25 protein-coding genes and 2 pseudogenes are annotated in these 22,677 nt (G+C 62.1%); 12 read left to right on the top strand and 15 right to left on the bottom strand.

Features of this window, described 5'->3' with window-relative positions; translation table 11 throughout:
• The first annotated feature begins 98 nt into the window (after positions 1-98).
• A complete protein-coding gene (locus G5575_RS09405) occupies positions 99-803 on the top strand; it encodes a creatininase family protein (RefSeq protein ID WP_164534090.1) in 705 nt (234 codons plus the stop codon).
• Positions 800-1,561: an SDR family NAD(P)-dependent oxidoreductase gene (locus G5575_RS09410; RefSeq protein WP_164534091.1), complete on the top strand. Its 762-nt coding sequence runs from the start codon at positions 800-802 to the stop codon at positions 1,559-1,561. The genes G5575_RS09405 and G5575_RS09410 overlap by 4 nt, the downstream gene beginning before the upstream one ends.
• Here G5575_RS09410 and G5575_RS09415 read toward each other — a convergent pair.
• A complete protein-coding gene (locus tag G5575_RS09415) occupies positions 1,558-2,697 on the bottom strand; it encodes a DegT/DnrJ/EryC1/StrS family aminotransferase (RefSeq protein WP_164534092.1) in 1,140 nt (379 codons plus the stop codon). The two genes, G5575_RS09410 and G5575_RS09415, sit on opposite strands and share 4 nt — an antisense overlap.
• Complete coding sequence (locus tag G5575_RS09420; RefSeq protein WP_164534093.1) at positions 2,694-3,092, bottom strand: RidA family protein; 399 nt, start codon at positions 3,090-3,092, stop codon at positions 2,694-2,696. Before G5575_RS09420 ends, G5575_RS09415 begins: the two co-directional genes overlap by 4 nt.
• A gap of 329 nt (positions 3,093-3,421) precedes the next feature.
• Between G5575_RS09420 and G5575_RS22215 the strand changes: the two are divergent.
• A pseudogene (locus tag G5575_RS22215) lies at positions 3,422-3,745 on the top strand (ABC transporter substrate-binding protein); the annotation flags it as partial.
• A 101-nt stretch (positions 3,746-3,846) separates the two neighbouring features.
• Positions 3,847-4,842: an ABC transporter substrate-binding protein gene (locus G5575_RS19370; RefSeq protein ID WP_164534094.1), complete on the top strand. Its 996-nt coding sequence runs from the start codon at positions 3,847-3,849 to the stop codon at positions 4,840-4,842.
• 50 nt (positions 4,843-4,892) lie between these two features.
• Here the strand turns inward: G5575_RS19370 and G5575_RS09435 are convergent, their stop codons facing one another.
• On the bottom strand, positions 4,893-6,569 hold the full coding sequence (locus tag G5575_RS09435) for a M14 family metallopeptidase (protein WP_164534095.1): 1,677 nt from the start codon (positions 6,567-6,569) through the stop codon (positions 4,893-4,895).
• Between the two features lie 136 nt (positions 6,570-6,705).
• Here G5575_RS09435 and G5575_RS09440 point away from each other — a divergent pair, with 136 nt between their 5' ends.
• Together G5575_RS09440 and G5575_RS09445 are read left to right on the top strand one after the other, a co-directional pair.
• Positions 6,706-6,906: a hypothetical protein gene (locus G5575_RS09440; RefSeq protein ID WP_164534096.1), complete on the top strand. Its 201-nt coding sequence runs from the start codon at positions 6,706-6,708 to the stop codon at positions 6,904-6,906.
• A 17-nt stretch (positions 6,907-6,923) separates the two neighbouring features.
• Complete coding sequence (locus G5575_RS09445; protein ID WP_164534097.1) at positions 6,924-7,130, top strand: hypothetical protein; 207 nt, start codon at positions 6,924-6,926, stop codon at positions 7,128-7,130.
• Here the strand turns inward: G5575_RS09445 and G5575_RS09450 are convergent.
• Genes G5575_RS09450 through G5575_RS09460 form a run of 3 tightly spaced genes read right to left on the bottom strand, consistent with a single transcriptional unit; the run spans position 7,127 to position 8,405 of the window.
• Positions 7,127-7,633, bottom strand: a complete 507-nt coding sequence (locus G5575_RS09450; RefSeq protein ID WP_164534098.1) for an HD domain-containing protein — start codon at positions 7,631-7,633, stop codon at positions 7,127-7,129. The genes G5575_RS09445 and G5575_RS09450 overlap by 4 nt on opposite strands.
• A 3-nt stretch (positions 7,634-7,636) precedes the next feature.
• Positions 7,637-8,074, bottom strand: a complete 438-nt coding sequence (locus tag G5575_RS09455) for a hypothetical protein (protein WP_164534099.1) — start codon at positions 8,072-8,074, stop codon at positions 7,637-7,639.
• Positions 8,075-8,078: 4 nt separating this feature from the next.
• The gene (locus tag G5575_RS09460) at positions 8,079-8,405 is read right to left on the bottom strand and encodes a hypothetical protein (RefSeq protein ID WP_164534100.1); all 327 of its coding nucleotides are present in this window, start codon (positions 8,403-8,405) and stop codon (positions 8,079-8,081) included.
• A gap of 112 nt (positions 8,406-8,517) precedes the next feature.
• Here G5575_RS09460 and G5575_RS09465 point away from each other — a divergent pair, with 112 nt between their 5' ends.
• On the top strand, positions 8,518-9,300 hold the full coding sequence (locus tag G5575_RS09465) for an NAD kinase (protein ID WP_164534101.1): 783 nt from the start codon (positions 8,518-8,520) through the stop codon (positions 9,298-9,300).
• Here the strand turns inward: G5575_RS09465 and G5575_RS09470 are convergent.
• The 4 genes from G5575_RS09470 to G5575_RS09485 form a co-directional block, all read right to left on the bottom strand.
• Positions 9,297-10,259, bottom strand: coding sequence for a DUF2336 domain-containing protein (locus G5575_RS09470; protein WP_164534102.1), 963 nt, complete (start codon positions 10,257-10,259; stop codon positions 9,297-9,299). The genes G5575_RS09465 and G5575_RS09470 overlap by 4 nt on opposite strands.
• Before the next feature lie 95 nt (positions 10,260-10,354).
• Positions 10,355-10,495 carry a hypothetical protein gene (locus G5575_RS09475; RefSeq protein WP_164534103.1) on the bottom strand — a complete coding sequence of 47 codons (141 nt, stop codon included), beginning with the start codon at positions 10,493-10,495 and terminating at the stop codon, positions 10,355-10,357.
• Positions 10,496-10,672: 177 nt separating this feature from the next.
• Positions 10,673-11,533: a transglycosylase SLT domain-containing protein gene (locus tag G5575_RS09480; protein WP_164534104.1), complete on the bottom strand. Its 861-nt coding sequence runs from the start codon at positions 11,531-11,533 to the stop codon at positions 10,673-10,675.
• A 77-nt stretch (positions 11,534-11,610) separates the two neighbouring features.
• Positions 11,611-12,189: a nitroreductase family protein gene (locus tag G5575_RS09485; RefSeq protein WP_164534105.1), complete on the bottom strand. Its 579-nt coding sequence runs from the start codon at positions 12,187-12,189 to the stop codon at positions 11,611-11,613.
• Between the two features lie 586 nt (positions 12,190-12,775).
• Here G5575_RS09485 and G5575_RS09490 point away from each other — a divergent pair.
• From G5575_RS09490 to G5575_RS09510, 5 genes are all read left to right on the top strand, one after another.
• A complete protein-coding gene (locus G5575_RS09490) occupies positions 12,776-13,324 on the top strand; it encodes a hypothetical protein (protein ID WP_164534106.1) in 549 nt (182 codons plus the stop codon).
• A 57-nt stretch (positions 13,325-13,381) separates the two neighbouring features.
• Positions 13,382-15,178, top strand: a complete 1,797-nt coding sequence (locus G5575_RS09495) for a hypothetical protein (protein ID WP_164534107.1) — start codon at positions 13,382-13,384, stop codon at positions 15,176-15,178.
• Between the two features lie 116 nt (positions 15,179-15,294).
• Positions 15,295-16,719 carry a mannose-1-phosphate guanylyltransferase/mannose-6-phosphate isomerase gene (locus G5575_RS09500; protein ID WP_164534108.1) on the top strand — a complete coding sequence of 475 codons (1,425 nt, stop codon included), beginning with the start codon at positions 15,295-15,297 and terminating at the stop codon, positions 16,717-16,719.
• A gap of 78 nt (positions 16,720-16,797) precedes the next feature.
• Positions 16,798-17,058: a spike base protein, RCAP_Rcc01079 family gene (locus G5575_RS09505; RefSeq protein WP_164534109.1), complete on the top strand. Its 261-nt coding sequence runs from the start codon at positions 16,798-16,800 to the stop codon at positions 17,056-17,058.
• Complete coding sequence (locus G5575_RS09510; protein WP_164534110.1) at positions 17,058-18,401, top strand: hypothetical protein; 1,344 nt, start codon at positions 17,058-17,060, stop codon at positions 18,399-18,401. Before G5575_RS09505 ends, G5575_RS09510 begins: the two co-directional genes overlap by 1 nt.
• A gap of 1 nt (position 18,402) precedes the next feature.
• Here the strand turns inward: G5575_RS09510 and G5575_RS09515 are convergent, their stop codons facing one another.
• The 5 genes and pseudogenes from G5575_RS09515 to G5575_RS21080 form a co-directional block, all read right to left on the bottom strand.
• Positions 18,403-19,317 carry a glycosyltransferase family 2 protein gene (locus G5575_RS09515; RefSeq protein ID WP_164534111.1) on the bottom strand — a complete coding sequence of 305 codons (915 nt, stop codon included), beginning with the start codon at positions 19,315-19,317 and terminating at the stop codon, positions 18,403-18,405.
• A 25-nt stretch (positions 19,318-19,342) separates the two neighbouring features.
• Entirely contained in the window at positions 19,343-19,846 is a 504-nt protein-coding gene (locus tag G5575_RS09520; RefSeq protein WP_207633097.1) for an LbetaH domain-containing protein, read from the bottom strand.
• A 43-nt stretch (positions 19,847-19,889) separates the two neighbouring features.
• Positions 19,890-20,060: pseudogene (locus G5575_RS22220) on the bottom strand (DapH/DapD/GlmU-related protein); the annotation flags it as partial.
• Between the two features lie 645 nt (positions 20,061-20,705).
• A complete protein-coding gene (locus G5575_RS09530; RefSeq protein ID WP_164534113.1) occupies positions 20,706-21,524 on the bottom strand; it encodes a glycosyltransferase in 819 nt (272 codons plus the stop codon).
• Entirely contained in the window at positions 21,521-22,642 is a 1,122-nt protein-coding gene (locus G5575_RS21080) for an O-antigen ligase family protein (RefSeq protein WP_164534114.1), read from the bottom strand. Before G5575_RS21080 ends, G5575_RS09530 begins: the two co-directional genes overlap by 4 nt.
• Positions 22,643-22,677 lie beyond the last annotated feature (35 nt).

The following is a 22,677-nucleotide window of genomic DNA, read 5'->3' on the forward strand; positions in this document are numbered from 1 at the left end:
CTTGCTTCGGCGACGCAGCTGCCGGACCTTGTATTACAATCATTCAAAAACCGGCGCCTGAGTCAAGCGCGCCGCGGCCTCCACAAGGACAGCATCTTTTGAAAATTTCCGACATGAACTGGATGCAGGTCGAGGCCTATCTGCGCTCCGACGACCGCGCCATCATCCCCTTGGGCTCGACCGAGCAGCACGCCTTTTTGTCCAACGCCGTCGACTCGATTCTCTCCGAAAAAGTCGCGGTCGACGCCGCCGCACCGCTTGGCGTGCCGGTCTTTCCGGTGCTGGCCTATGGCATCACGCCATACTTTGCCAACTATCCTGGCAGCGTCTCGCTACGCATGGACACCTATGCTCGCATCATCACCGACATGCTCGATAGCCTCGCCACCACGGGCTTCCGCCGCTTTCTCTTCGTCAATGGCCATGGCGGCAACAGCCCCGGCCAGACCGCCGCTCTCGAATGGCTCAACAGCCATCCCGATTGCCGCGTGCGCTGGCACAATTGGTGGAGCGCGCCGGCCACGATGGGAAAGGTACAGGCCATAGACCCTGTCGCCTCACACGCCTCCTGGATGGAGAATTTTGCCTGGACGCGCCTCCCCAATATCGGCATGCCCAGCACGCAAAAGCCGATGGCCGATCTCGACAAGCTCAAGACCGTCGGCTCCGAGGCCGCCAAGGCCATGCTCGGCGACGGCAATTTCGGCGGCCATTATCAGCGGCCGGATGAGGAAATGGACGCCATCTGGGACGTTGCCATAGCCGAAACGCGCGCGCTGATCGAAGACGGATGGGCCAAATGAGCGCGACGTTCGATTTTTCCGGCAAGACCGCCATTGTCACCGGTGCCGCGCAAGGCATCGGCAGCGCCATCGTTGCTTTCCTCTCGGCTTCCGGTGCCAAGGTCGCCGCCCTTGATCTCGATGCTGCTGGCCTCGAAAGCGCCCGCGAGGCCGGCGCTGCCCGCGTCGATGCGCTGGACCTCAGCGACCAGGCCCGGGTCGGCGAAATCATCGGCGAGATTGGCCGTGACTTCGGCAAAATCGACATCCTCGTCACCGCCGCCGGAGGCGTCCGTGGTCAGGTCGCCCAGCCACTGGAAAATGTCGGCGAGGACGTCTGGCGACAGCTCTTCGAGGCCAATGTCGATGCCGCCTTCTTCTGCACCCAGGCCGTGGCGCCGCTCATGAAAGCGCAAGGCGCGGGCCGCATCGTCACCATTTCATCCGGTGCTGGTTTACGACCCAGCCTCACCGGCATCCAAGCCTATAGCGCCGCCAAGCACGCTTTGGTCGGCCTCACCAAACAGCTGGCCCTCGAACTTGGCCCCCATGGCATCACCGTTAACAGCGTCGCCCCCGGCTTCGTCCTGTCCAATCCCGCTACGCAGCGGCAATGGGAAAGCTACGGCGAAGCCGGGCAGCAGCGGCTGATTGAAGGCACGCATATGCGGAGGCTCGGTACGCCGGAGGACATTGCCAACGCCGTCATGTTCCTATCGTCCGATCTTGCCGGCTGGATTTCCGGCCAGATCCTCAGCGTCGATGGCGGCCGCGCCTAGGCCACGGCCTTTCGCACCGCGGCGATCACAAGATCGATCTCGTCCATGCTTAGTTGCGGCCCGATCGGCAGGCCCAGCAGTCGATCGCAAAAGCGTTCGGTCACCGGCAAATCGCCACGCCCCATAGCGCGATCGGCGAATACCGGCTGCAGATGCAGCGGTGGCGCATAGGTGAGGTTTGTCGGGATGCCCATCGACCGCAGTCGCTCCGCCAGCCCAAGCCGGTCATCGCTCTCGATCACATAGTTGCGCCAGGAATGCTCATAGCCCAGCAGCGTCTGCGGCAAATCGAGCCCCAGACCTGCCAGACCCTCGGCATAACGCCGCGCCTGCGCTCGCCGCTCGGCGATCGTGCCATCGAGATGCGGCAGCTTGGCGCGCAGGATTGCCGCTTGCATCTCCGCCAGCCGTTCGTTGAGGCCATGCGTCTCGTGGTGCAATCCGCCCATCCCGGCGCCATGCATCGCATAGTGCCGGCTGCGCTCCTGCCCGTAGGCGGAAATCTTGCGCATCCGCTCCGCCAGCTCGGCGTCTTCGGTCAGCACTGCGCCGCCGCTGCCGAAACTTCCCAGATGCTTGGATGGCGCAAAGCTGAAGCAGGTCGCATGCGCCAGCGTCCCGAGCTTCACCCCTCCGATCGTCGCACCTAGAGCGAGACAAGCATCCTCTACGACCTTGAGCCCATGCTCCTCAGCCACCGCCATGATGGCGATCATGTTCGCCGGGTGCCCATAAAGATCCACCGGCAGGATCGCTCTTGTGCGCGGCGTGATGGCTGCGCCAAGCGCCTCCACATCCATGTTGCGGCTGACCGGATTGATGTCGACCCAGATCGGCGTCGCCCCGGCATGGTGGATCGAGGACGATGAGCCGATGTCGGTGTTGGCAACGGTAATGATCTCGTCACCCGGCCCGATCCCGAGCGCCAGGAGCGCAATCTTGAGCGCTGCAGTTCCGGACGCAACGGCCACGGCATGGCTGGCCCCGTTCCAGGCTGCGAACTCTTCTTCGAATGCCGGAACTTCGTCGCCCCAGTCGAAGCGTCCGCTGGCGATGACCCGCGCGATTGCAGCATCGATTGCAGCCTTGTCGCGCTGGTAGAGCCGCGGGTGATTGTAGAAGCTGACGCCGGTCATTTCTTCTGCGGCAGATAGGCGATCACCTCGACTTCCACCTTCACCTCGGGCGAACCGAGGCCGCCGATAATGATGCCGCTATGCGGCGGACGGTGGTCGCCGAAAAACTTCTTGCGCTCTGTGCTGATCGCGGCCGAGTCATTGCGGTCGGTGAGAAACACCATGATCTTGACCACGTCCCTGGGCGTCGCGCCGATATGGGCCAGGATGCGGCCAATATTGCGGTAGACCTGCGCGGCTTGTGCACCCGCATCGCCAATGCCCACCCATTGGCCATTCTCGTCGCGGGCGACCTGGCCAGCCACATAGGCGAAGTCGCCAGCGATGGAGACATGTTCGTAATTGGCGGCCGGAAAAACATCGGGCGGACTGGTGAGGACGATCTCGCGGGTCATGGCAAACTCCTTGCTGGCGACAACCTGCGACAACCAACCTTGTAACACAAGAATACAATTTTAGACGGCGGCGCGCTTTTAGGCATGCCGGGCCAAACGCCTATCTTGACAGCACCAAGCCCCGCTGCATCAATGCCCTTGTAATACAATCTTCAAATATACAGTCTTGTCGTTTTCGCCTTTGGGGAACTTGAAAGGGAATTCGTATGCTTAAAACTGTCAGCCTTTGCGCAATCGCGCTGGCCATCTCGTCAGTGCCGTCCTTCGCTCAGGACGCCGATACGCTCGTCGTCGCACAATCGGTGGATGTCGAATCGCTTGAGCCGGACATGCTCAACCAGTCCGCCTCGCTCAACATTGCCAACGCACTCTGGGGGACATTGCTCAGCGTGACACCCGAGGGCGAAATCGTGCCCAATTTCGCTGAAAGCTGGGAATGGAACGACGAAGGCACCGAGATCAGCTTCAAGATCAAGGAAGGCCTCAAATGCGAAGATGGCGAAACGCTGGACGCTGAGGACGTCGCCTATACCTTTACCCGCGCCGCTGACCCCGCCAATGCCTTCATCGGCCATACGCCGGGCTTCGTTTATTCCTCCATCGGCTTTGTCGGCGCCCGTGCTGACGACCCGACCACGGCCGTCATGCAGGTCAAGGGCTATTCGTCCACCGTTCCCGGCATGGTCGCCAAGATCCTGATCCACTGCAAAGACAGCTACGAAAAGCTCAGCGTTGAGGAAGCGGCCGTCTCCCCGTGGCCTCGGGTCCCTATAAGCTTGTCGAGTGGGTGCGCGCCGACCGTGTCGTCCTCACGCGCAACGAAAACTGGACCATGGGCGACGTCCCATTCGAAAACGTCATCTTCCGCGTCATTCCGGAATCCAGCACCCGAACCGCCGAATTGCTGGCGGGCCAGGTCGATATCGCCGTCAATATCCCGCCCGATCAGATGGAAACCGTCAATGCCACCGATCAGGCAACGGTGGTCTCCGTCGCCGGTACCCGCCGCATGTTCGCTGGCTTCAACTTCTCCGGCGCCTTCGACGGCACCCCGGCTGGCGACGCGATCAAGAATGTCGAAGTCCGCCGCGCCCTCAACATGGCCGTCGATGTCCCCACCATCTGCAAACAGCTCTTGGGCACCGATTGCGTCCGCGCCAACGGCCCGGCCAATCTCGGCGATCCGACGATCGAGCCCTACCCCTATGATCCGGACCAGGCCGAAGCCATGCTCGACGCCGCCGGCTATCCGCGCGGCGGCGACGGCGTCCGCTTTTCCGTCCAGATGCAGGGTCCGCAAGGCCGTTACCTCCAGGACGGCCAGGTGCAGCAGGCCATCGCCCAGTATCTTGGCGACATCGGCGTCGAGACCACCAATGACCTCATGGACATGACGGTGTTTTCACCCATGGCCCGCGAGCATCGCGCTGGTCCCATGTTCTTCATCGGCCAGGGCGGCGCCACCTGGAGCGCCATCTACGACATGTCGCTCTTCCCCTCGCGTGACGCCCCGGTTAACACCGGCAACTGGTACAACGAGGAATGGCAGAAGCGCTGGGACAGCCTCTCGGGCGTGCGTGACACCGCCGAAGAGCGCAAGATCGTCGACGAAATGCTCAAGATCTTCCACGACGACGCGCCATGGATCTTCCTTTACTTCCAGCCCGACTTCTACGGCATCTCCAACCGCATCGACTGGACCCCGCGCCGCGATGAAGCCATCGAGGTCTGGACCGCGTCGCTGAATTAACCAGCAGCTCTCGAAATGAAAAGGGCCGGTTCGCACCGGCCCTTTTGCTTTTATGCCAGCTCGTGGCTGACCCGATGCGTACCGCCCTTTTGCGAGACCGCGACTGCCGTCACCTTGGCGCCCGGCCCTGTCGCCTTCACCAGCCATTCCACCGGCTTGGCCGTCGGCGACCACTGCGGTCCCCAGTTCGAATAGGTGAACTTGCGTTCATTGCGCCCGGCAAGGTTGCCGAGATCCTGCGTCTGCGGATTGATGATCAGCTTGGCATTTTCGAGATCGAGCGAGATCGTCACCGGCTTTGCCACCTTGTTCTCCACCGCCACGTCCGAAAGGTTGGTCGGCAAATAGCCGTGATTGGCGACGACGGCCGAAACCTTGAACAGGTCAGCCCCCAGCGCTTCCACCTCGAACTTGTCGATCTTGACCTGCGGTGCCGCCGCGGCATGGCGCAGGTTGAAGAGCGTATTGTTGTGGCAGATCTCTTCAAGCAGCTTGCCCGGCGGATTGCGGTAGCTCCAGATATAAACCATACCGCCCACTTCCACCGGTCCAAGCTGGGGATGATCGAAGGCTTCCCAGTCGCGGAACCCCTTGTCGCCGACATTGTCCAGCACCCAGTCGAAGACCTTCTGCTGCGTATCGGCATCGCGCGGGCCAAGGTTCATATAGCCCTTTTTGTCGACGCCCGCCGTCCGCTCCATGTCCCAGAGCTCGGTCGAAAAGCAGATGATGCCCAGTTCTTCATAAACCCAGTCCTTGAGGCTCCCATGCCGGCCTTTGGTCTTGTCCGGCGTAAAATCCTCATAGGTCGAAATCACCGGATAGCCGGTGAGCCGCGTGCCGACGCCGCCGATGTCCTTATAGAGCGCCAGGTCGCGCGGGCTCATTTCCGCATCGTATTTGAGCATCGACGGCCGCAGGATGATGCCGCCATGCGTATGGTAGGCACACATGCCGCAGATATTGGGATGATCGAGCACCAGCCGCCCCATGGCCATGGCCTCGGGCTCCGAGAACGGATAATCGCCGCTGCCATATTCCCGGGGTGACCAATTGATGGGGAAGTTGCGGTTCATGTTGCCGTCTTGCTGCTGCTCGATCTTGACATGCACGCCGTCGAAATTGCGGATCAGCCCCTCGGGATAAACGCGGAAATATTCTCCGCCCTCTTCCCCCGGCTCGCGCTGCACCATGAGCCGCGGATCGCGCTCCGACTTCTTCCACTCGCCCGTCGGGTCGGGCACGCGCATGTTGACGATATAGCCATCGCCATTGACGTCCTGCGGGATCAAACCCTCGATCCGATCCTCGCCCGGCAGGTACCGCCCATTGCCGCACCAGGGGTGATAGGGCTCCTGCAGCGACAGTTCCGCCCCATCCGGATTGATGCGCGGAATGACATAGAACACCTGCGCGTCGAGCAGCCGCGTCACCTCCTCGTCCGTCCCGTAATTGGTCAGCATGTACCAGATGCCATAAAGCGCCGTTGCGCTCGTGGCATGTTCCTCGGCATGGATCTGCGCGTCGATGTAAAAGCCCGGCTTCTCCGTTCCCGGGCCGGTCTTGGGATTGGTGATCTCCATCAGCCAGACATCGCGCCCCCGATGCGACTTACCGATCGAGCTCAGCTTCGCCAGCTCCGGATAGGCCGCCGCCAACGCCTGCAAGTGCCCCGTCATTGCTTCGTAGTCGTAGTAAGTGTCGAACGCGATATCCACTTTGGCCATGTCGATCCCTGAGCTTGATGCCTGCGATCGACCCTAGCCGGGCCATTCCAGCAGGTAAAGTTTGTAATACAATCTTACACCCGCACCTTTTGCCGGTTGAGGCGTTGAGGCTGCTCGGAACAAGGAGCAGCAGCCCATGCCTGACTATCAACTCACCCTCAGCAACGGCACCAGCATCGGCTTCAGCGATGATCGCGAACTCGACGAGATCATCGAACAGGTGATCGAAGAGGGCTTCCTGCGCATCAGCGGCGAGCGCACCCTGGTCGATCAGGGCACGCCGGTGGAAGGCGATTTTGTCGCCTTCGAGAGCCATATCCTCAGCATTTCCACCTGATCCGAGAGGAGATCAGCATGACCGCCAAGATCAGTAACGGCCTCAATGACCGCCCCCGCGACGAAACCATCGCGCAAACCGGCGCCGGCCTGCCCGACGACAGCAGCAAGCCCATCGAGGTGAGCGATGCCGAAGTTGCCAAACTGCGCGAAAAGCTCACCGGGGAGATCAAGACCCCCGACATGCCCTACGATGTCGAGCACGCCCAGACCAACAAGCGCTAACGCCTTGTTTGCGACGCAGCCTCTTTCCAAAGCGCTGCGTCGCCCTCTTTCAGCGCTTCGAGCAGCGCCATCTTCTCGCGCCGGTAAACGCTCCAGAAGCTAGGATCATGCCGGGCAATGCTTTTGGTATTGTCGATCAGATCCGCCAGCTTAATCGTCTTGGCCGCGGCCGGCGCCTTGGCCGTATGCAACAGGTCCATATGTTTGCGCGTCCGCCGATTGCCGTCCTCGGGCTTTGACACATCCGTCAGCCAACTGACTAGGTCGGCAACAACCGGCCCGAACTCCGCCGCGATTTCCTCGATCGTTACCGGCGTATCCTCGACCACATCATGCAAAAACGCCGCCGCGATCATCTCCTCGCTATGCGGCACCGTCCGCACGATCTCGGCCACGGCGATCGGATGGACGATATAAGGCTCGCCCGTATATTTCCGAAGCTGGCCAATCGATCCATGCGCCGCGGCGGCAAACGCCCTGGCTCGCTCATCAAACGCGCCCATCGGTCATTTCTCCCGGATCATATTGGACCAGTAGGACATTCCGCCGACGCTCCTCGCCTCCCAGTCCTCGTACAATCTTCGCAGCCGCAAACCTTGAAGCTCTACCCCGTCGTCGAACACCAGCTTCAGATCGCCGGTGGCCACATCCAGCTCGGCGCGACGACAGATCCGCCCCGTCAGCGCCGCGCTGAGCTCGGCAATGACGTCGATCGGTGGCCCTCCCAACTCAGTCTGGTGATCAAAACTCGTCACCTCAAGCTGGCCTCCAACCAACAGGCGCCAGAACGCAAAATCAAAATCGGCGCCGTTATGGAGCGCGACATTGGCCGAGACCCAGCCGTTCCAGAGTGCGCTCGTCTCGGGATTGAACTCGCCACGCACCGAAACAACCGCACTGTCCATCACCATGGGAAAATCGGTGCGATATTCGTCCCTGATCACCACGCTACCCGTCCTCCGACACTGCGGCAAACCACGCGGCATAAGGCGTGTTCCTGGCCAAGTGCCGATTATAATCAGGTGCCCCGTCCGTCCACCAGACCGGCCCGCGCTCGCCCAGGCCATGCTTTGCCCGATCGACATCACGGCGCGCCGCAGCCTTTGCATCCGGATCCTCGGACCTCACCCGGCGCCGCGCATCCATCAGATCATGCACCAATCGCTGCCGCTCGGTTTCGCCGAGATCGGGATTGCTGGTCCGCCACAACCGACCTCGCACCACGATGTAGCGGCCGTCTGGCGTGTGAAGGACATTGTCGCAGTTCTTGCTCATGGCAAATCAATGCAGCACCGTCCGCTAAGTGCCCAATGGCTGTGGCATTTTCCCAAGATCGACGTCCGCAGGATGGACGCTTGCCGGCCGCCCTGCTAGGCAAGCGCAGTCCTTGGAGGCGGCGCGCTTGGCAGACCCCAGAATTTGCTTTGTGACCAACAATACCGCGGCCGCCAACAATGCGGCCGACCGCCTGCGCGCCCGCTATGGCAGCTGCGAGGTCGATGAAGCCGACCTGGTCGTTGCCTTGGGCGGCGATGGGCTAATGCTGCAGACCCTGCACCGCGTCATGGGCCGCAGCGTGCCGACCTATGGCATGAATTTTGGCTCGGTCGGTTTTTTGATGAACGAGTTTAGCGAGGACGGGCTGGAACAGCGACTCGCCCAAGCCCAGCGCACCCATATCTACCCCCTGTCGATGACGGTGCTCGATGCTTGCGGCCGTACCCAGTCGGCCCTCGCGATCAATGAGGTTTCGCTTTTCCGCTCGACCTATCAGGCTGCCAAGCTGCAGATCCTGGTCGACGATGCCGTGCGGCTCGACGAACTGATCTGCGACGGCGCGCTGCTGGCAACGCCTGCTGGCTCCACCGCCTATAATCTTTCCGCGCACGGTCCCATTCTGCCGATCGAGGCTGAGCTTTTGGCACTGACGCCGATCTCGCCCTTCCGGCCCCGGCGATGGCGCGGCGCGATCCTCTCCAACCGTGCCACGGTCAAGTTCATCACCCGCGAAGCCGACAAGCGTCCGGTCAGCGCCGTGGCCGACAATGTCGAATTTCAGAATGTACGCGAAGTCACGGTTTCGGAAGACCGCACCCATCGGGTGACGCTGCTGTTCGATCCCGGCACGAGCCTTGAGGAACGCGTCCTCAGCGAGCAGTTCCGCTTCTAGGCTGCGGGCAGCTGCAGCTGTGGCTCGGCTTCCACCTGCGGCACCCTGAGCAACCCGCGGCTGGTTTCCGCAAAAGCCCGCATCACGCCGCGCGCTGCCTGGCGCGCCAGAGTGACGTTCTGTGCGCTGAGATAGGCAAAAGCTTCTTCAAGTTCAGGCGGGATGTCGCCATCGTATTCGGCGATCAGCTCCTCGGTCAGCGCCGTAACCACATAGTGGCGCGCGGCAACATCGTCGGAGAGATCGGCGGTGCGCGCCAGCATGATCAGCCGCACCAGAAGCCGGCTGATCGCCGGCTCTAGCCCGCAACGGATAAAGAGCGCGTTGAGCGCCGGACGGCTGCCGTTTTCAAGCAGCACGAATACCTTCTCGCGCGATAGCTGCGCCAGCGACGCAAGGCAGGCGGAAAAGAACATCACATGCCCGGTCACCATGGCCTGAAGCAGCAGGCGGGTGTTGAGCTGGTCGCTGCCCACCAAGCCATCGACGAACTGGGAGTCGTCGCTGGCCGTTTCGCCGATAATGGTCAACGCATTGTCGGCGCCATCCCGCAGCACCCGTTCAAGCCGCTCCGGGGCCAGCGCACCCTTGACCATACGGCATTCGCGCAGGCTGGCGGTCGCGCAACGCACCAACACCAGCCGCGCCGCGGCGGGCAGGTCCGCGCGCGACAACATCGCCCCGCGCATCTTGGCATCCTCGCCCTTTGCCCTTGCCAGGCTCTCGAGCAGTGTCGCGCCGAACGGCACGTCCGGACGGCGCAACAGGGCAAGGGTCATCGCGTCCTCGTCGCGCGCCACGAGCGCCGCCACCAGGCGGAGGCTGAGACTTGGTCTTTCGGCAATGGCGGTAAGCGCAGAGACGTCCCCGCTGCGCACGATCGGCAAGAGGTCCGCATCGACCAGAAGCGGGGAATATTGCAGCACGGCACGCGAGATGATCGGGCTGTCGCCCAGCATGGCGACGATGATCGGGCGCGGCGCTTCGCTCGAATGGAGGAGGCCATAGGCCAGCGCAGCGCGAACCTTGACCGAGGGATCATCGAGAAAGCCGATCAGCGCGGCGTAAAGAGCGGCATGTTCATCGGCAGGCCCCGGTGGTCGAGATAGGCGCGGGCGGCAAGATGAGCGGCATGTCCGCGTTCATTGCTGTCGCTCGATTGCGAAAGATCCGCAAACGCCTGGTACCCGATCATCACGCTACTCCACTCAACTGGAGCAAGCCTACCGGGGAGTGTTTAAGGAACGGTTCACCATAAAAAGCTGTCAGCCCGCGAGGGTCGACACCACCAATTGTAGCGCCTGCCAAAGCAACGCCACCGCGACCCAACCTGCCGATGCAAGACCAAGCACGATCCAGCCGCGTGGCAGAGCTAGCATCTTGTCGGAAATTGCCCTGGGCTGCATCTCGGTCTCCAAACGCTACTGGCTATAGAGCTGGGTAAAGAACGGGCTTGCCGCTTCACCCGCTCCCGCCTCGCCATCCAGAGCTTCCGGCTCGGTCCGAAACAATCCGGTAAAAGACATATTCTCCTGCGAAAACCGGGATGGCAGGGGCGGCTCCGCCTCGCGCACCGTCGTCGCCCCTTCCCCGTCATCTGCTGCACCGCAAACGGCGAGGTCGCGCCTTCATGCTTGGCCACAAGCACCTGATAAACCTGCCGAATGGTGCGGGCATGTCCTGACTGGTCGTAGAAGATCGACCGGTTGGCCTCCGCCTGCCGCGGAAAAAGGTTGACCGCCACCTGATCCGGATTTTGCAGACCCGCCCGAAACATCTTCTCGGCGCCCTGGGCACCCAAAAAGTGCGCAATATAAAGCTCGCCGGGGCTCGGCATGCGACCAAAGCTGTTGCGCAGGTATTCGCCGTTTTCACGGGTAAAGGCGGCAGCCAGATCGGCGGCAATTTGAGGATCTTCGCGCAGCTTGAGGATCTGCGCCTTTACCCCGGCATCGCGCACCACATAGTCGCCGCTCGACGTCACCTCGATGCGGTCGGCATAATTGCCATAGCCCAGCCGAGGCCCATCCTGCTTCATCACCTGTAGCCAGGTGCTTTCCAGAAACTGGAAGAGACCAACGGCAGAAGACGTGCTTGCCCGCGCGCCCGGATTGAGGCTGCTTTCCCGCATCGCCGTTTGCAGCAGATAGCTGAAATCGACGCCGCTGCGATCGCCCGCAGCGGTCAAAGCGTTCGCAACGCTCTGCGGAACTGAAATAGGCTGCACACCCATCGGCGGACTTCGTTATCGAATCAGGCCTGGCCACCCTAGCACGCACGGCCCGGCGGGTCTGTTGACCAATGCGCGACCTAAGGCTGCCAATAGCTCACGACGTCTCCGAGCGCCGGCCGCGGACGGTCCTCGAGCGCGGTCTTGGCGGTCCCGATATGCACAAAGGCGACGATCCGCTCGCCCGGACGAACCCCCAGCATTTCCCCAGCCGCCGCGTCGAAGGCATACCACCGCGTCACCCAGGAGGCGCCAAATCCCAGCGCCGCAGCACCATGCAGAAGGTTGAAGGCGACATTGCCGGCCGACAGCAATTGCTCGAATTCCGGCACCTTGGGATGGTCCTGCGGCGATGAGATGACGGCGATGGTCAAAGGCGCCGGAAGAAAACGCTGCCGCTCGACCTCGAGGCTCGCCTCATCGAGCCCGGGCGTATTCCGCGCCGCGATCTCGGCAAGCTTCTCGCCCGCCTGCCGCCGCGCCTCGCCCTCGACGATTACAAGCCGCCACGGCGTGATCTTGCCATGGTCGGGAACGCGCGTCGCAATCGTCAGCAGCGTCTGCAGCTCCTCTGCCGTCGGACCGGGCTCCCCCAAAAAGGCGATCCCCGTCGAGCGGCGGGTCAGCAGATGGTCACGCAAAGTAACATTGACGGCCATGGGCGTCTCCTTGTGGTCGCCAGCCATACAGGCCGATCGATTTTCCGGCCAGTGGCCTCGTCAAAATACTGCCAAGGACAACAAGCACTGTTCAAAAACCGTCAGCTTTATGACAGAGCTTTGCGTGTCTGCCTCGGCAATCGCCCGAAGGCCGCCGATGTCTGGGAGACTGCATGCGTTTGGCAAGATTACTGGCCCTGCTCCTTGGCCTCGCCTTCACCACCTTCATCACGCCGTCCTTGACCCTAGTGACGGCGCAGGAAAACGACGAGATTCCGCCCCTGCCTCGCCCCCGTCCGGACAGGGAAGCATCGCCTTCAAACTCTGGCGCGCAGAGCACCGAGGCGACCGAAGCCATTGCCGCGCTGACCAGCGTTCCGCAGCCGGTAACGCTCACCGCCCACATCACGCCCGATGGTCCCGCCATCACCAATGGCCTTGTCTGGCGCGTGTTCGAAAGCACACCCGATGCCACTGGCGAGATGGCACTTGTTGCCAAGGCCGACACCGGCATCGCAGAGATGAAATTGCCCCCGGCGAGTACAATGTCCACGTTTCTTACGGCAACGCCCAGCTCAGCGAGACCATGTCTGTCATGCCGGGCCAGAACCAGAAGGACATCGTTCTCGAAGCCGGCGGCCTTCGGCTCAATTCCGCCGTCGCCGGCGATATTCCGATCTCGCCCGCGCTGCTCAAGTTCGACATCATGACCGCCGGCCCGGAAGCCAATCGCGTCATGGTCGCCGCCGACCTGCCCGCCAACGAGATCATCACCCTTAACGCCGGCACCTACCACATCATCTCCCGCTTCGGCAGCATCAATGCCACCGTCCGCGCCGATCTTCGGGTCGAGCCGGGCGAATTGACCGAAGCCACGCTTTACCACCATGCCAGCGAAGTCTCGTTCAAGCTGGTTTCCGAGGAAGGTGGCGAGGCCATTGCCGACGTCGAATGGACGGTCAAGACCTCCGACGGCGCCACCGTCTTCAGCGAGCGCGGCGCCTTTCCCGCCACCGTCCTTGCCGAAGGCGAATACCTCGTTTTGGCAAAACTGGGCGACCAGGTCTACAACCGCGAAGTCCAGATACAGGCGGGCAGCCCGCGCGAAATCGAAGTGCTCTCAACCATCTACTGAACTACCGCAAAATCGACGGCGCCTGACCGGCGGCCTTGGATCAAAATGGAGAATGTCGTGCTTTTGAAGTCACCCACTGCTCGTCGCCTCTCTGCCCTCGCCGGAGCCTGCCTCCTGAGCGTCGCCCTGCCCGCATTGCCCATCGTCGCCAAGGAAAAGACCAAGGCCAAGCCCGCAGCCGAAACGTCTGAAGTCGACGTCAGCTACGCCGTCTCGATCCCCACAATCGATGCCGTCGACTCCAATGTCGACGATGCCACGCTCACCGCAGTCCTCAGCGGCGAAGTCGCTGAAAACGCCGAAGCTCTGGCCGGCCTCACGGCCACCAGCATCACCGTTCCCGAGATCAAAATCACCGTCACCGGTGACCAGACCGGCGAAGAAAGCTTCACCGCCACCATCACCCTCAATGACCTCGTTCTCGAAGACGTCGTCGACGGCGTCGCCGGCGGCGTAAGTCTTTCCGGCATCGACATGGTGTCCGACGACGGCGACTTCACCTTCGGCACGCTCTCTGCCTCCGAGTTCGACATCGGCGGCGTCCTCGGCATCTATGGCCTCGTCGACGCCAGCGCGCAGACCGACCTCCAAACCATCTACACCGACTTCGAAGCCGAAGGCGGCACTCTATCCGCCGACGATCTCGACTGCACCTTCGGCCCCGTCGCCGGCGCCGAGTTCAAGGCACGCCCGCTCCAGACCTCGTTCTTTGAATTGGTGAGCATCGCCGAACGTCTCGAAGAAGACCCGGAAAACGTCGCCCCCGCCGACGTCGGCAGCTTGATGCGCATGTATGCCGACCTCCTCACCGCCTTCCAGACCTCCGAAATTACCTTCGGCGGCATCTCCTGCGATGGCGTCGATGACCAAGACGAGAATATCAGCTTCTCGATCGCTGGCATGACCATGGACGCCATGTCGCCCGGCATCTATCCCGGCATCTCCATGGACGGCCTCGACATTTCGGTCGAAGACGACGGCACGATGAGCCTCCAGAACGTCACCATAAAGCCGACGGACCTGACCGGCGTCATCGCGACGCTCGAAAGCGCACCCGACGATGTCGACAACGCCTGGTTCGAAGCAAACATGCGCGGCCTCATTCCGGCCTTCGAAGGCCTGTCCTTCGCCGGCTTCAACATCGACGTTGCCGACGAAGAAACTGAAGGCGCCCGCATCCAGGCCGATGTCGGCGCTTTCGACCTGACGCTGGGCAGCTACCTCAACGGCATTCCAACCACTGCTGAAATGTCTGCCGACAACATCCAGGCACAATTGCCGGAAGATAGCGCCGACGAAACGCTGACTCAGCTGCGCGCGCTGGGCCTAACCGAAATCGACGCGGGCTTTCGCGTTGCTGCCGCCTGGGACGAAGCTGCCTCCACCATCGAGATCCAGGAAGTGTCGGTGACCGGCGCCGATCTTGCCACCGTCAAGCTTGTGGGCACGCTCGCCAACACCACCGCCGATCTTTTCGCCCTCGACGATGATGCAGCGCTGATCGCCGCCATGGGCGTCGCGGTGAAATCCCTCGACCTCACCGTCGTGGATGCCGGCCTCGCCGACATTGTCCTCGCAGCCGTGGCCGCGGACCAGGGCGGCGATGTCGCAACCCTTCGCCCGATCTATGCCGACCTCGCCAAGGGCACGATGATCAGCCTCCTTGCCGGTGTCGCCGACGCCGCAAAGCTGGGTGATGCCGTCGGCGCCTTCATCGCCGGCACCGCGAAGACCCTGGAAATCGGCCTCGATGCCAAGGAAGAGCCAGGCTTGGGCATGGTCGACTTCATGGAAGCCGAGACCAATCCGACCAGCATTCTCAACAAGGTCAATATCTCGGCCGTGGCGAAATAAATTCGCGCCTGGTGAGGTCCTTCGGGACCTCACCAAAAACCATTGCTACCAAGCGATTCCGCATCGAAGCTTGTGTATAGCAACAGCATCCGATCGATGCCCGGAGACGCCAAAGCATGACCCCTGTCACTGTCCCCCTCATCCTTGCCGGCGGCCAGGGCACAAGGCTTTGGCCGATGTCGCGCGCGGCGCGTCCCAAGCAATTTCTTCCGCTCATGGGACCCACAAGCCTGTTCCAGCGCACGCTCGAACGCGTCAACAACGATCGCTACGCGCCGGCCGTCGTCATCACCAATTCCGAATATCGCTTCCTTGTCGGCGAACAGGCCGCCGAGCTCGGTATTCCCTTGACCAGCGTCCTGCTTGAGCCGGTGGCGCGCAACACTGCGGTCGCAATCGCCGCCAGCGCTGCCTTTGTCGCGTCGCGCTTTGGCGCCGATGCCCTGCTCCACGTCCTGCCGTCCGACCACGAAGTCGACGCTGACGCTGGCTATTGGATCGCTGTCGACGAAGCCATTCGCGCTGCAGCCACCGGCCAGCTCGTCACCTTCGGCATCAAGCCCGGTCATGCCGAGACCGGCTTTGGCTATATCAAGTCCAATGCAACGGTCGGCGGTAGCGCCCAGCGTGTCGAACGCTTCATCGAAAAGCCCGACGCGGCACGTGCGACGCAAATGCTGGACGAAGGCGGCTACTTCTGGAACTCCGGCATGTTCATGCTCGGCGCCGGCACCTTCCTCAACGAAGCCGAACGCCTGGCACCCGAAACGCACCGCGCCGCGCAAGAATCGGTCCGCGCCGCCCGCGAAGACCTCGATTTTGTCCGGCTCGAAGAAGCGTCCTTCGCCCAGGCGCCCAATATTTCGGTCGACTACGCGATCTTTGAAAAAACGGATCGCGCCGCCGTCGTTGCAGTCGAATTCCCGTGGTCTGACCTTGGCAGCTGGGACGCCGTGTGGAAAAGCGGCAATGGCGATGAAGCCGGCAACGTCGTGCAAGGCGCCGTGACCCTCTCTGACGTGTCCAGTTCGCTCGTGATCAGCGATCACGCGCATGTCGCGGTGCACGGCCTCGAAGACGTCGCCGTCATTGCCACCAATGACGCAATCTTCGTCGGCCGCCTGTCAGAAGCGCAAAAGGTCGGCGAGATGGTCAAGCGCCTCCGTGCCGACAAAGCCACCACCACGCTGACCGAAATCCACCGTACCGCCTACCGGCCCTGGGGCGGCTATGCCTCCGTGCTCAATGGCGACCGCTTCCAGGTCAAGCGCCTCTTCGTCAAGCCCGGCAAGAAACTGAGCCTCCAAAAGCATCACCACCGCGCCGAGCACTGGGTCGTGGTGCGCGGCACGGCCGAGGTCACCGTCGATGGCGTCAACACCATCCTCTCGGAAAATCAGTCGATCTACCTGCCGCTCGGCTGCACCCACCGTTTGGCCAATCCCGGCAAAATCGAGCTGGAGCTGATCGAAGTGCAGACCGGCTCCTACCTCGGCGAAGACGACATCATCCGCATCGAGGACGAATTCGGCCGCGCCTGACCGCGCACTTATCCCGCTTATTCCCACGCTTTTTCGCCAAGCCATTCTGCTCCTGCACAATCTTTGCAGGAGCAGAACATGTCCGATCCCTTCGACAACCAGGCCAGTGGCCTTGAGGCCCCGGCCTCCGGCGCCTTCGCAGTCATCCCTGACGACGCTAACCAATTGCCCACCACTTGCCGCGCACTCTATGTCGGCACCGGTGGTCTGTTGCGCGTGGAGATGAAGTGGGGCGGCGAGATCAGCTTTCACAACCTGCCGGACGGCGCCCTGCTGCCGATCCGCGCCGTCAAGGTTCTGACGGCCACCACCGCCTCCTCGATCGTCGGACTGTATTGATGCTGGGGCTCGGCGGTGGCTTCACACTGGCGGCAGGCGGCGCGATCAGCGTCGCCACCCGCACCAAACTGGGTCATGCATCGACACCCAGTCCGATCGTCGCCTGGGGCGACAGCATGACATATGGCTACCCGTCCCTTGCCGCAGCCCTGTTCGATCCGCCGCGATCGATTATTGAGCAGGCCGTAGGCGGACAAACATCGACCGAGGTCGCTGCGCGCCAAGGCGGTATTCCGATCTTGATCACGCTTCAGGGCAATGAGATCCCCGCCTTGTTGACCGCAATACCCGACCTGTCCTGGGACTTCGCGTCCGGCAGCGTACCGGCAGAATGGTCGGCTTTCAGCGCCACCGGCGCAGCCGTGCCGCTCAGCAGCGCGGGCGGTACATTGCGTGCAAACCTCGTCAACACGTCTCCCAACTTCTTCCTCGCAGGTCCACAGGTGAAGATCGGGCCCCTTGTCCTTGGCCACACCCTGCGCGTGGAATTCGACATCGTCGAGATGACAGGTATCGGACAGCTGCAGGTTGGGACTCTTTTTGGCAGTTGGACCCAGCCGGGCAGCCCGCAACTGACCATCACGGCACCCGGTAGCTATTCGTTCGAGGCGGTGGTTACCGACAACAAGGACGGTGGCCTGATCGAGCTCGGCTTTATCGTGCTCAGCACAGGCGATCTCAGCGGCGTGCTCGAACTCGCAAACGTCAAGATCTTCCGAAATTATCAGCCGGGTGATCCTACCGTCAGCGGCACCGCGCTTTCCGTGACACCTCTCAACAGCCAGGGCCCTTGGGCCGATGGTGGGCTCCGTCTTGCCGGGTCCGTGTCGGGCGTAGACGGTCAACTCGAATATGACGCCGGCGTCGTCACCTTTAGACGGACGACCCAAGGTCCAGCGCTTCCCGTCCCACCCGGCAGCCTCTTCACCCCTGACGCCGCCCGAGACTACCGGCAGCACACGGCCTGGATCTGGGTTGGCCGCAACAACGTCTCGGCGCCGGACATCATCAAGGCCGACATTGCTGCCATGGTCGTGCACCTCGGTCACAGCCGCTACCTTGTCGGTTCGATCGTGAACGGAGCAGGCGAAGGACCGGAGAGTGAAAACTTCGCCATCATCTCCGGTCTCAATGCCGACCTCTGGGCCCAATACGGCAACCGCTTCGTCGATCTGCGTACAGCGTTGTTAGCGGCGCACAATGGTTCAGCGGGTGACCTCGAAGACGTAGCAGCCGGAATACCGCCGCGCTCGCTCCGATCCGACCAGTTCCATCTCAACGCATTGGGCCAAGCGGTGATCGCTCAAGCCTTCCACGCGGCGACGATCGCGCGCGGCTGGTAAATCAAAGGTCCAAGCCGGTAACCTCCCGCAGACGCGCCAACAGGCTCGGGGCGTCTGTGCAATTTTGCAGCGCCCGGTCGAACTCCAGCACCTTTGCCCCCACCAGGAAGCGATACCAGTAGCCCTGGAGGAAATGGTAGATCAGGCCTTCCCTCCCATCCAGGAAGCCGCCCTGCCCGACATAGCGCAACAAGAAGTAGCCAGTTGCTGAAACCGCAAACGGCAGCCGGTTATAGAAGCGTTCCTTGATCCAGCGCGTCAGCTGCGCCTGGCGCGACGTGCCCCCGTGGTGCATGGCTCGATCCTCTGGCCGAAGCCCAAACCTCTGCAACAGCACATCAGCCGCCTCCCGCGTGGCATATCGGTTGTGCTTGTCCGTAAAGGCAGTCAGGTCTTTAAGATTATGGTCGGCAAAGCCGCCTGCAAAATGCACGACGCGGCCAGCGTCGACCACAATGTGCTCGTCCATCCATCTTTGCTCGATGCGTCCACAGCCGCGCCGAAACAACCGCAACATTGTCAGCGGGTAGCGTCCGCCATGCCGGATCCAGCGGCCCATGAAGATGTGCTTGCGATCAAAGGTGACACCCGTCACCTCCGCGGGCAAGGCCGGGAGCTCACGGCCTATTCGCTCGGCTAGATCGGTCTCGATGATCTCATCAGCATCAAGCCGCAGCACCCAGTCTTCCGCGATATAAAGATGATCCAGCGCCCACTGAAACTGCTTCGCCTGATTGACAAAGGGATGGTCAACAACCTGCGCGCCACTCTCCCGCGCCAGTTCCACCGTTCCGTCCGTAGACCCAGAGTCGACGACATAGATGCTGGAAGCAAACGGAATGATGCTCTGGATCGCCCGGGCAACGTGCTCTGCCTCGTTAAGCGTCAAGATGATCACGGCAACCGAGACCGTCATGCGCTTTTCGCCTTGCGCCTGCGGATCAAGCGCGCCGGATTGCCGGCATAGACGCCCCCGCCTCGAGGTCCTTTACGGTGACCCCACGTGCCCCGAGCACGGCACGCGCGCCGACCGTGACGCCCGGGCCGACAAAAGCCTCTGCCGCAATCCAGGCCTCAGCGCCAATGCTGATCGGCAGCGTGCGCAGAAGAAAATCGGGATCGTCGATATCATGCGTCCCCGCGCAAAGATGACTGCGCTGCGAAATCACGGCCCGCTCTGCGATGCTCACCGGCGCCATGCAGTAACAAATGACCCTGGGTCCCAGCGTGCTTTCGGCCGCCATGCTGAGATTTGGCGGATACCAGACCTGTGCACTGCCATAGACCTGCGCGCTCGGGTGAATATGCGCACCGAAAAGCCTGAGGATCAGGTTGCGCCACTTTCGCATCGTCGGCGGTGTCCACCGCGCCAGCACCAGCCAAGTCAGCATGAAGGCTGCGCGCAAGAGCCGATGCCGCAGCGAAAAGCTGGCCGCTTCAGGCATCTGCGAACCCAAAGACGTCGAGGTCACACTGGCGCTGCGCCGCATCATCGAAACGGAAGCGCAGGACGCGAGCCGGACTGCCACCCAAGACCGCATAAGGCGGCACGTCCTTCGTGACCACCGCACCCGCGCCGATCACAGCGCCTCGCCCCACCCTTATGCCGGAGCGAAGAATAGCGCGATGTCCAATCCAGACGTCGGCACCGATCATCGTGACTAATTGCTGCCGCCGGAATGCCAGCCGGATCGGCACACAAGGATCGTCCGTGCCATGGTCGTTACCGACGATCGAAACCTCGGTCGAAATCATGGTGAGATCCCCGACGCAGACCGGACCCGATGCAGAAAAGCCGCGTCCAATATAGCCGAACAGCCCCAACCGGCTGCCACGCGGTACGCGCGTCCCGAGCCCAAGCTGAAAACCCTCACCCACCTCCAAGCCAAAAAGCCAAGCCGAGCAAGCGTTGACCACCCGGCGCACAACCCGCTTCCAGGGCGCATCGATGCTGTCTCGACACTGCTCGATGGTCCTTTTCGAAACCACCATCGGCGCCGGTACAATGGACTTCATCACGCAACAAAACTCTTTGGCCGGGCACTACCGGCATAAACATGATCCAGAATCCTCAGCAGATACTCCGCCCCGGCCTCGGCACTGAGCCGCTGCACTGCCCATGCCCGCCGCCTCGCCCGCGCCTCCTGCCCCAGATCGCTCGCCAAGACTCTCTCGATCGCCAAGGCCAGCCCTGCCCCAGACAGTTGGCCCACCACTCCCCCTGCTGCGGCCCCAGAACGCACATCGATGCACCGACGCGGTCAGAACAAACCACCGCCGTGCCAGCCATCAGCGCCTCGCTGATCACCGCCCCCAGCCATCGTCCGTGGTCAGCGATGGCAGCACCAGCACGTCGAGATCGGCAAGATGCTGCGCCATCTCGCGCATGGGCACCGCCCCGTGAAAATGCCCACGCTCCCCCAGCGCCGCCAAACGCTCGCGTGCCATCTCCGCCAGTTTCCCAGAACCAAACACATGCCAATCGGCCGCGGTTTTCACCTGATCGATCGCATCAAGACAGAGAGGCAACCCTTTTGCCCGCTCCAGCCGACCAGCAAAACCGATCCGCGGCAAAGACCCGCGTGAACGCGCTTCCACCTCCGGGACCGGCAGAAAATACGCAAAATCAAAAATGCGCCTCTGGCCAAAACCCGTCAGTCGAAACCACCGCGGCCCATGCCGTCCCACGGCAAGAACAAACCCGGCATTTCTACGCAGATGCCGCTCGCTGGCCCAGGAATGCGCCACCCGCAGCTTGCCCTTCCAGCCTTCGAGCACGCGCGGCTCGTGCATCAAGCCAAAGCGCCGCCCATGCTTGATGCACATTTTGATGCCTTGGACGATCGCGGGCACCCAGTGCATGCCGGTAAAAATGTGCACGCTCTGCGCACTCGACCCCCGGACCAGCTCTTCGACTTCGCTCATCCCAACAGGGTTGAACAGCCGATCCTCCGCCTCCTGCTCGACGCTCCATCCCAGCTGCGCGCGCTCCGCGCCAAGCGCCCGGTCATAGATGTAGGTGACGAGCCCCACCTCCGGCTGCACCCGCAACGCCCGGTAAAGCGGCAAAAGATGCGGCGACAGCTCCGGCTGCCAAAGATGCAGTTCCCAGCCGCTTGTCATGCCGGCACCAGCCTCGTCGACGGGGCTGAAAGCGGCGCTCCCCTCTTGCTCCCACCAACGATCAACACCAGCGCAAAAAAGCAGAACGGATACTGGTTGAGGTTGATGAAGCGGTCATTAAGCATCAACAGCACGGCAAAGCTCAGCGCCATCGCCGCAAACCAAGGATCCACCTTCAAACAGCGGATCAGCGCCCGCGCGATCACCGCCCAGAAGGCGATGGACAAGATCCCATGCTGGCTGAGCCCGAACAGAAACGCATTGTGCGGACTATCGACCCCGCCGCTCTCGAAGACCGCGAGCCCGGTCCCGAAAAGCGGCGACTGTGCGAAGAGCTCCCAGCCCAGCGCCCATTGCTGATACCGCCCCACCGCGCCGGACTCGACGCCGCGGCTTGGATCGTCAATCAGCAAAACTGCGTCTAGGAGAGACGTGACGAACGTCCAATTGGCAATCAGAACAATGGCGCCCAGCAGCGGCGCCTGCACCAAAACTAGGGCAAGCCAGTTTTTCGACCAGCCGGTCACCATGACCTTGGCGACCACAACAATCCCGATCAACGCGATGACGATCAAGGCCGCCCGCGCCTGCATCAGCAAGGCGCTGTAGAAAAACACTGCCAGGATCAGCAAGGCCAAGCGCGGCCGGAACGCCACTGCCGCAGCAAATGCTGCCGCGGCAGCAATCTCGCCGCCCAGATTGGGATGCCCTCCACCCACGTAAAAAACGCGACTGCCATTGCTCGCCAGTGCCCCCAGATGCGCGAGTGCAATGTGACAAGCAGCGACCAGAAGCGGCGTGACGACCAGATATCGGCAGTAAGCCGCAACATGTTCGCGCCCCACCAGCGCCAGGGTGAGCAAAAGCGACACGGTAAAGGCGAGATACCGAAGCGTGGCAACGGCCGAAAACTGACCATGCGCCGCGTCGGTGAGCGCACCGGTCAACGTCATGGCTAGCAAGATGGAAGCGACCAGCAGGACCGCCGAACTGACGCGCACGAACCGTAAAAACGTGAGCGCCAAAACCAGCTTGGTCCCAAGCGCCAAGATCTGAATGGCAAGCGGATCGGAGCCCAGCAAATAGCCAAGCGGTGAAACACCATCGAGGAAGCCCACAAACCCCGCCAGGCGAATATCTAGTCCCCGGCCTT

It is taken from the genome of Devosia aurantiaca, assembly GCF_011058215.1.
GTDB lineage: Bacteria > Pseudomonadota > Alphaproteobacteria > Rhizobiales > Devosiaceae > Devosia > Devosia aurantiaca.

Bases quoted from the DNA above. Each gene is read 5' to 3' on its own strand.
- G5575_RS09410 (WP_164534091.1), top strand. From the start codon at position 800: ATGAGCGCGACGTTCGATTTTTCCGGCAAGACCGCCATTGTCACCGGT.
- G5575_RS09415 (WP_164534092.1), bottom strand. From the start codon at position 2,697: ATGACCGGCGTCAGCTTCTACAATCACCCGCGGCTCTACCAGCGCGAC.
- G5575_RS09420 (WP_164534093.1), bottom strand. From the start codon at position 3,092: ATGACCCGCGAGATCGTCCTCACCAGTCCGCCCGATGTTTTTCCGGCC.
- G5575_RS09435 (WP_164534095.1), bottom strand. From the start codon at position 6,569: ATGGCCAAAGTGGATATCGCGTTCGACACTTACTACGACTACGAAGCA.
- G5575_RS09440 (WP_164534096.1), top strand. From the start codon at position 6,706: ATGCCTGACTATCAACTCACCCTCAGCAACGGCACCAGCATCGGCTTC.
- G5575_RS09445 (WP_164534097.1), top strand. From the start codon at position 6,924: ATGACCGCCAAGATCAGTAACGGCCTCAATGACCGCCCCCGCGACGAA.
- G5575_RS09450 (WP_164534098.1), bottom strand. From the start codon at position 7,633: ATGGGCGCGTTTGATGAGCGAGCCAGGGCGTTTGCCGCCGCGGCGCAT.
- G5575_RS09460 (WP_164534100.1), bottom strand. From the start codon at position 8,405: ATGAGCAAGAACTGCGACAATGTCCTTCACACGCCAGACGGCCGCTAC.
- G5575_RS09470 (WP_164534102.1), bottom strand. From the start codon at position 10,259: ATGCTGGGCGACAGCCCGATCATCTCGCGTGCCGTGCTGCAATATTCC.
- G5575_RS09475 (WP_164534103.1), bottom strand. From the start codon at position 10,495: ATGATCGGGTACCAGGCGTTTGCGGATCTTTCGCAATCGAGCGACAGC.
- G5575_RS09480 (WP_164534104.1), bottom strand. From the start codon at position 11,533: ATGGGTGTGCAGCCTATTTCAGTTCCGCAGAGCGTTGCGAACGCTTTG.
- G5575_RS09485 (WP_164534105.1), bottom strand. From the start codon at position 12,189: ATGGCCGTCAATGTTACTTTGCGTGACCATCTGCTGACCCGCCGCTCG.
- G5575_RS09490 (WP_164534106.1), top strand. From the start codon at position 12,776: ATGTCTGTCATGCCGGGCCAGAACCAGAAGGACATCGTTCTCGAAGCC.
- G5575_RS09500 (WP_164534108.1), top strand. From the start codon at position 15,295: ATGACCCCTGTCACTGTCCCCCTCATCCTTGCCGGCGGCCAGGGCACA.
- G5575_RS09505 (WP_164534109.1), top strand. From the start codon at position 16,798: ATGTCCGATCCCTTCGACAACCAGGCCAGTGGCCTTGAGGCCCCGGCC.
- G5575_RS09510 (WP_164534110.1), top strand. From the start codon at position 17,058: ATGCTGGGGCTCGGCGGTGGCTTCACACTGGCGGCAGGCGGCGCGATC.
- G5575_RS09515 (WP_164534111.1), bottom strand. From the start codon at position 19,317: ATGACGGTCTCGGTTGCCGTGATCATCTTGACGCTTAACGAGGCAGAG.
- G5575_RS09520 (WP_207633097.1), bottom strand. From the start codon at position 19,846: ATGCCTGAAGCGGCCAGCTTTTCGCTGCGGCATCGGCTCTTGCGCGCA.
- G5575_RS09530 (WP_164534113.1), bottom strand. From the start codon at position 21,524: ATGACAAGCGGCTGGGAACTGCATCTTTGGCAGCCGGAGCTGTCGCCG.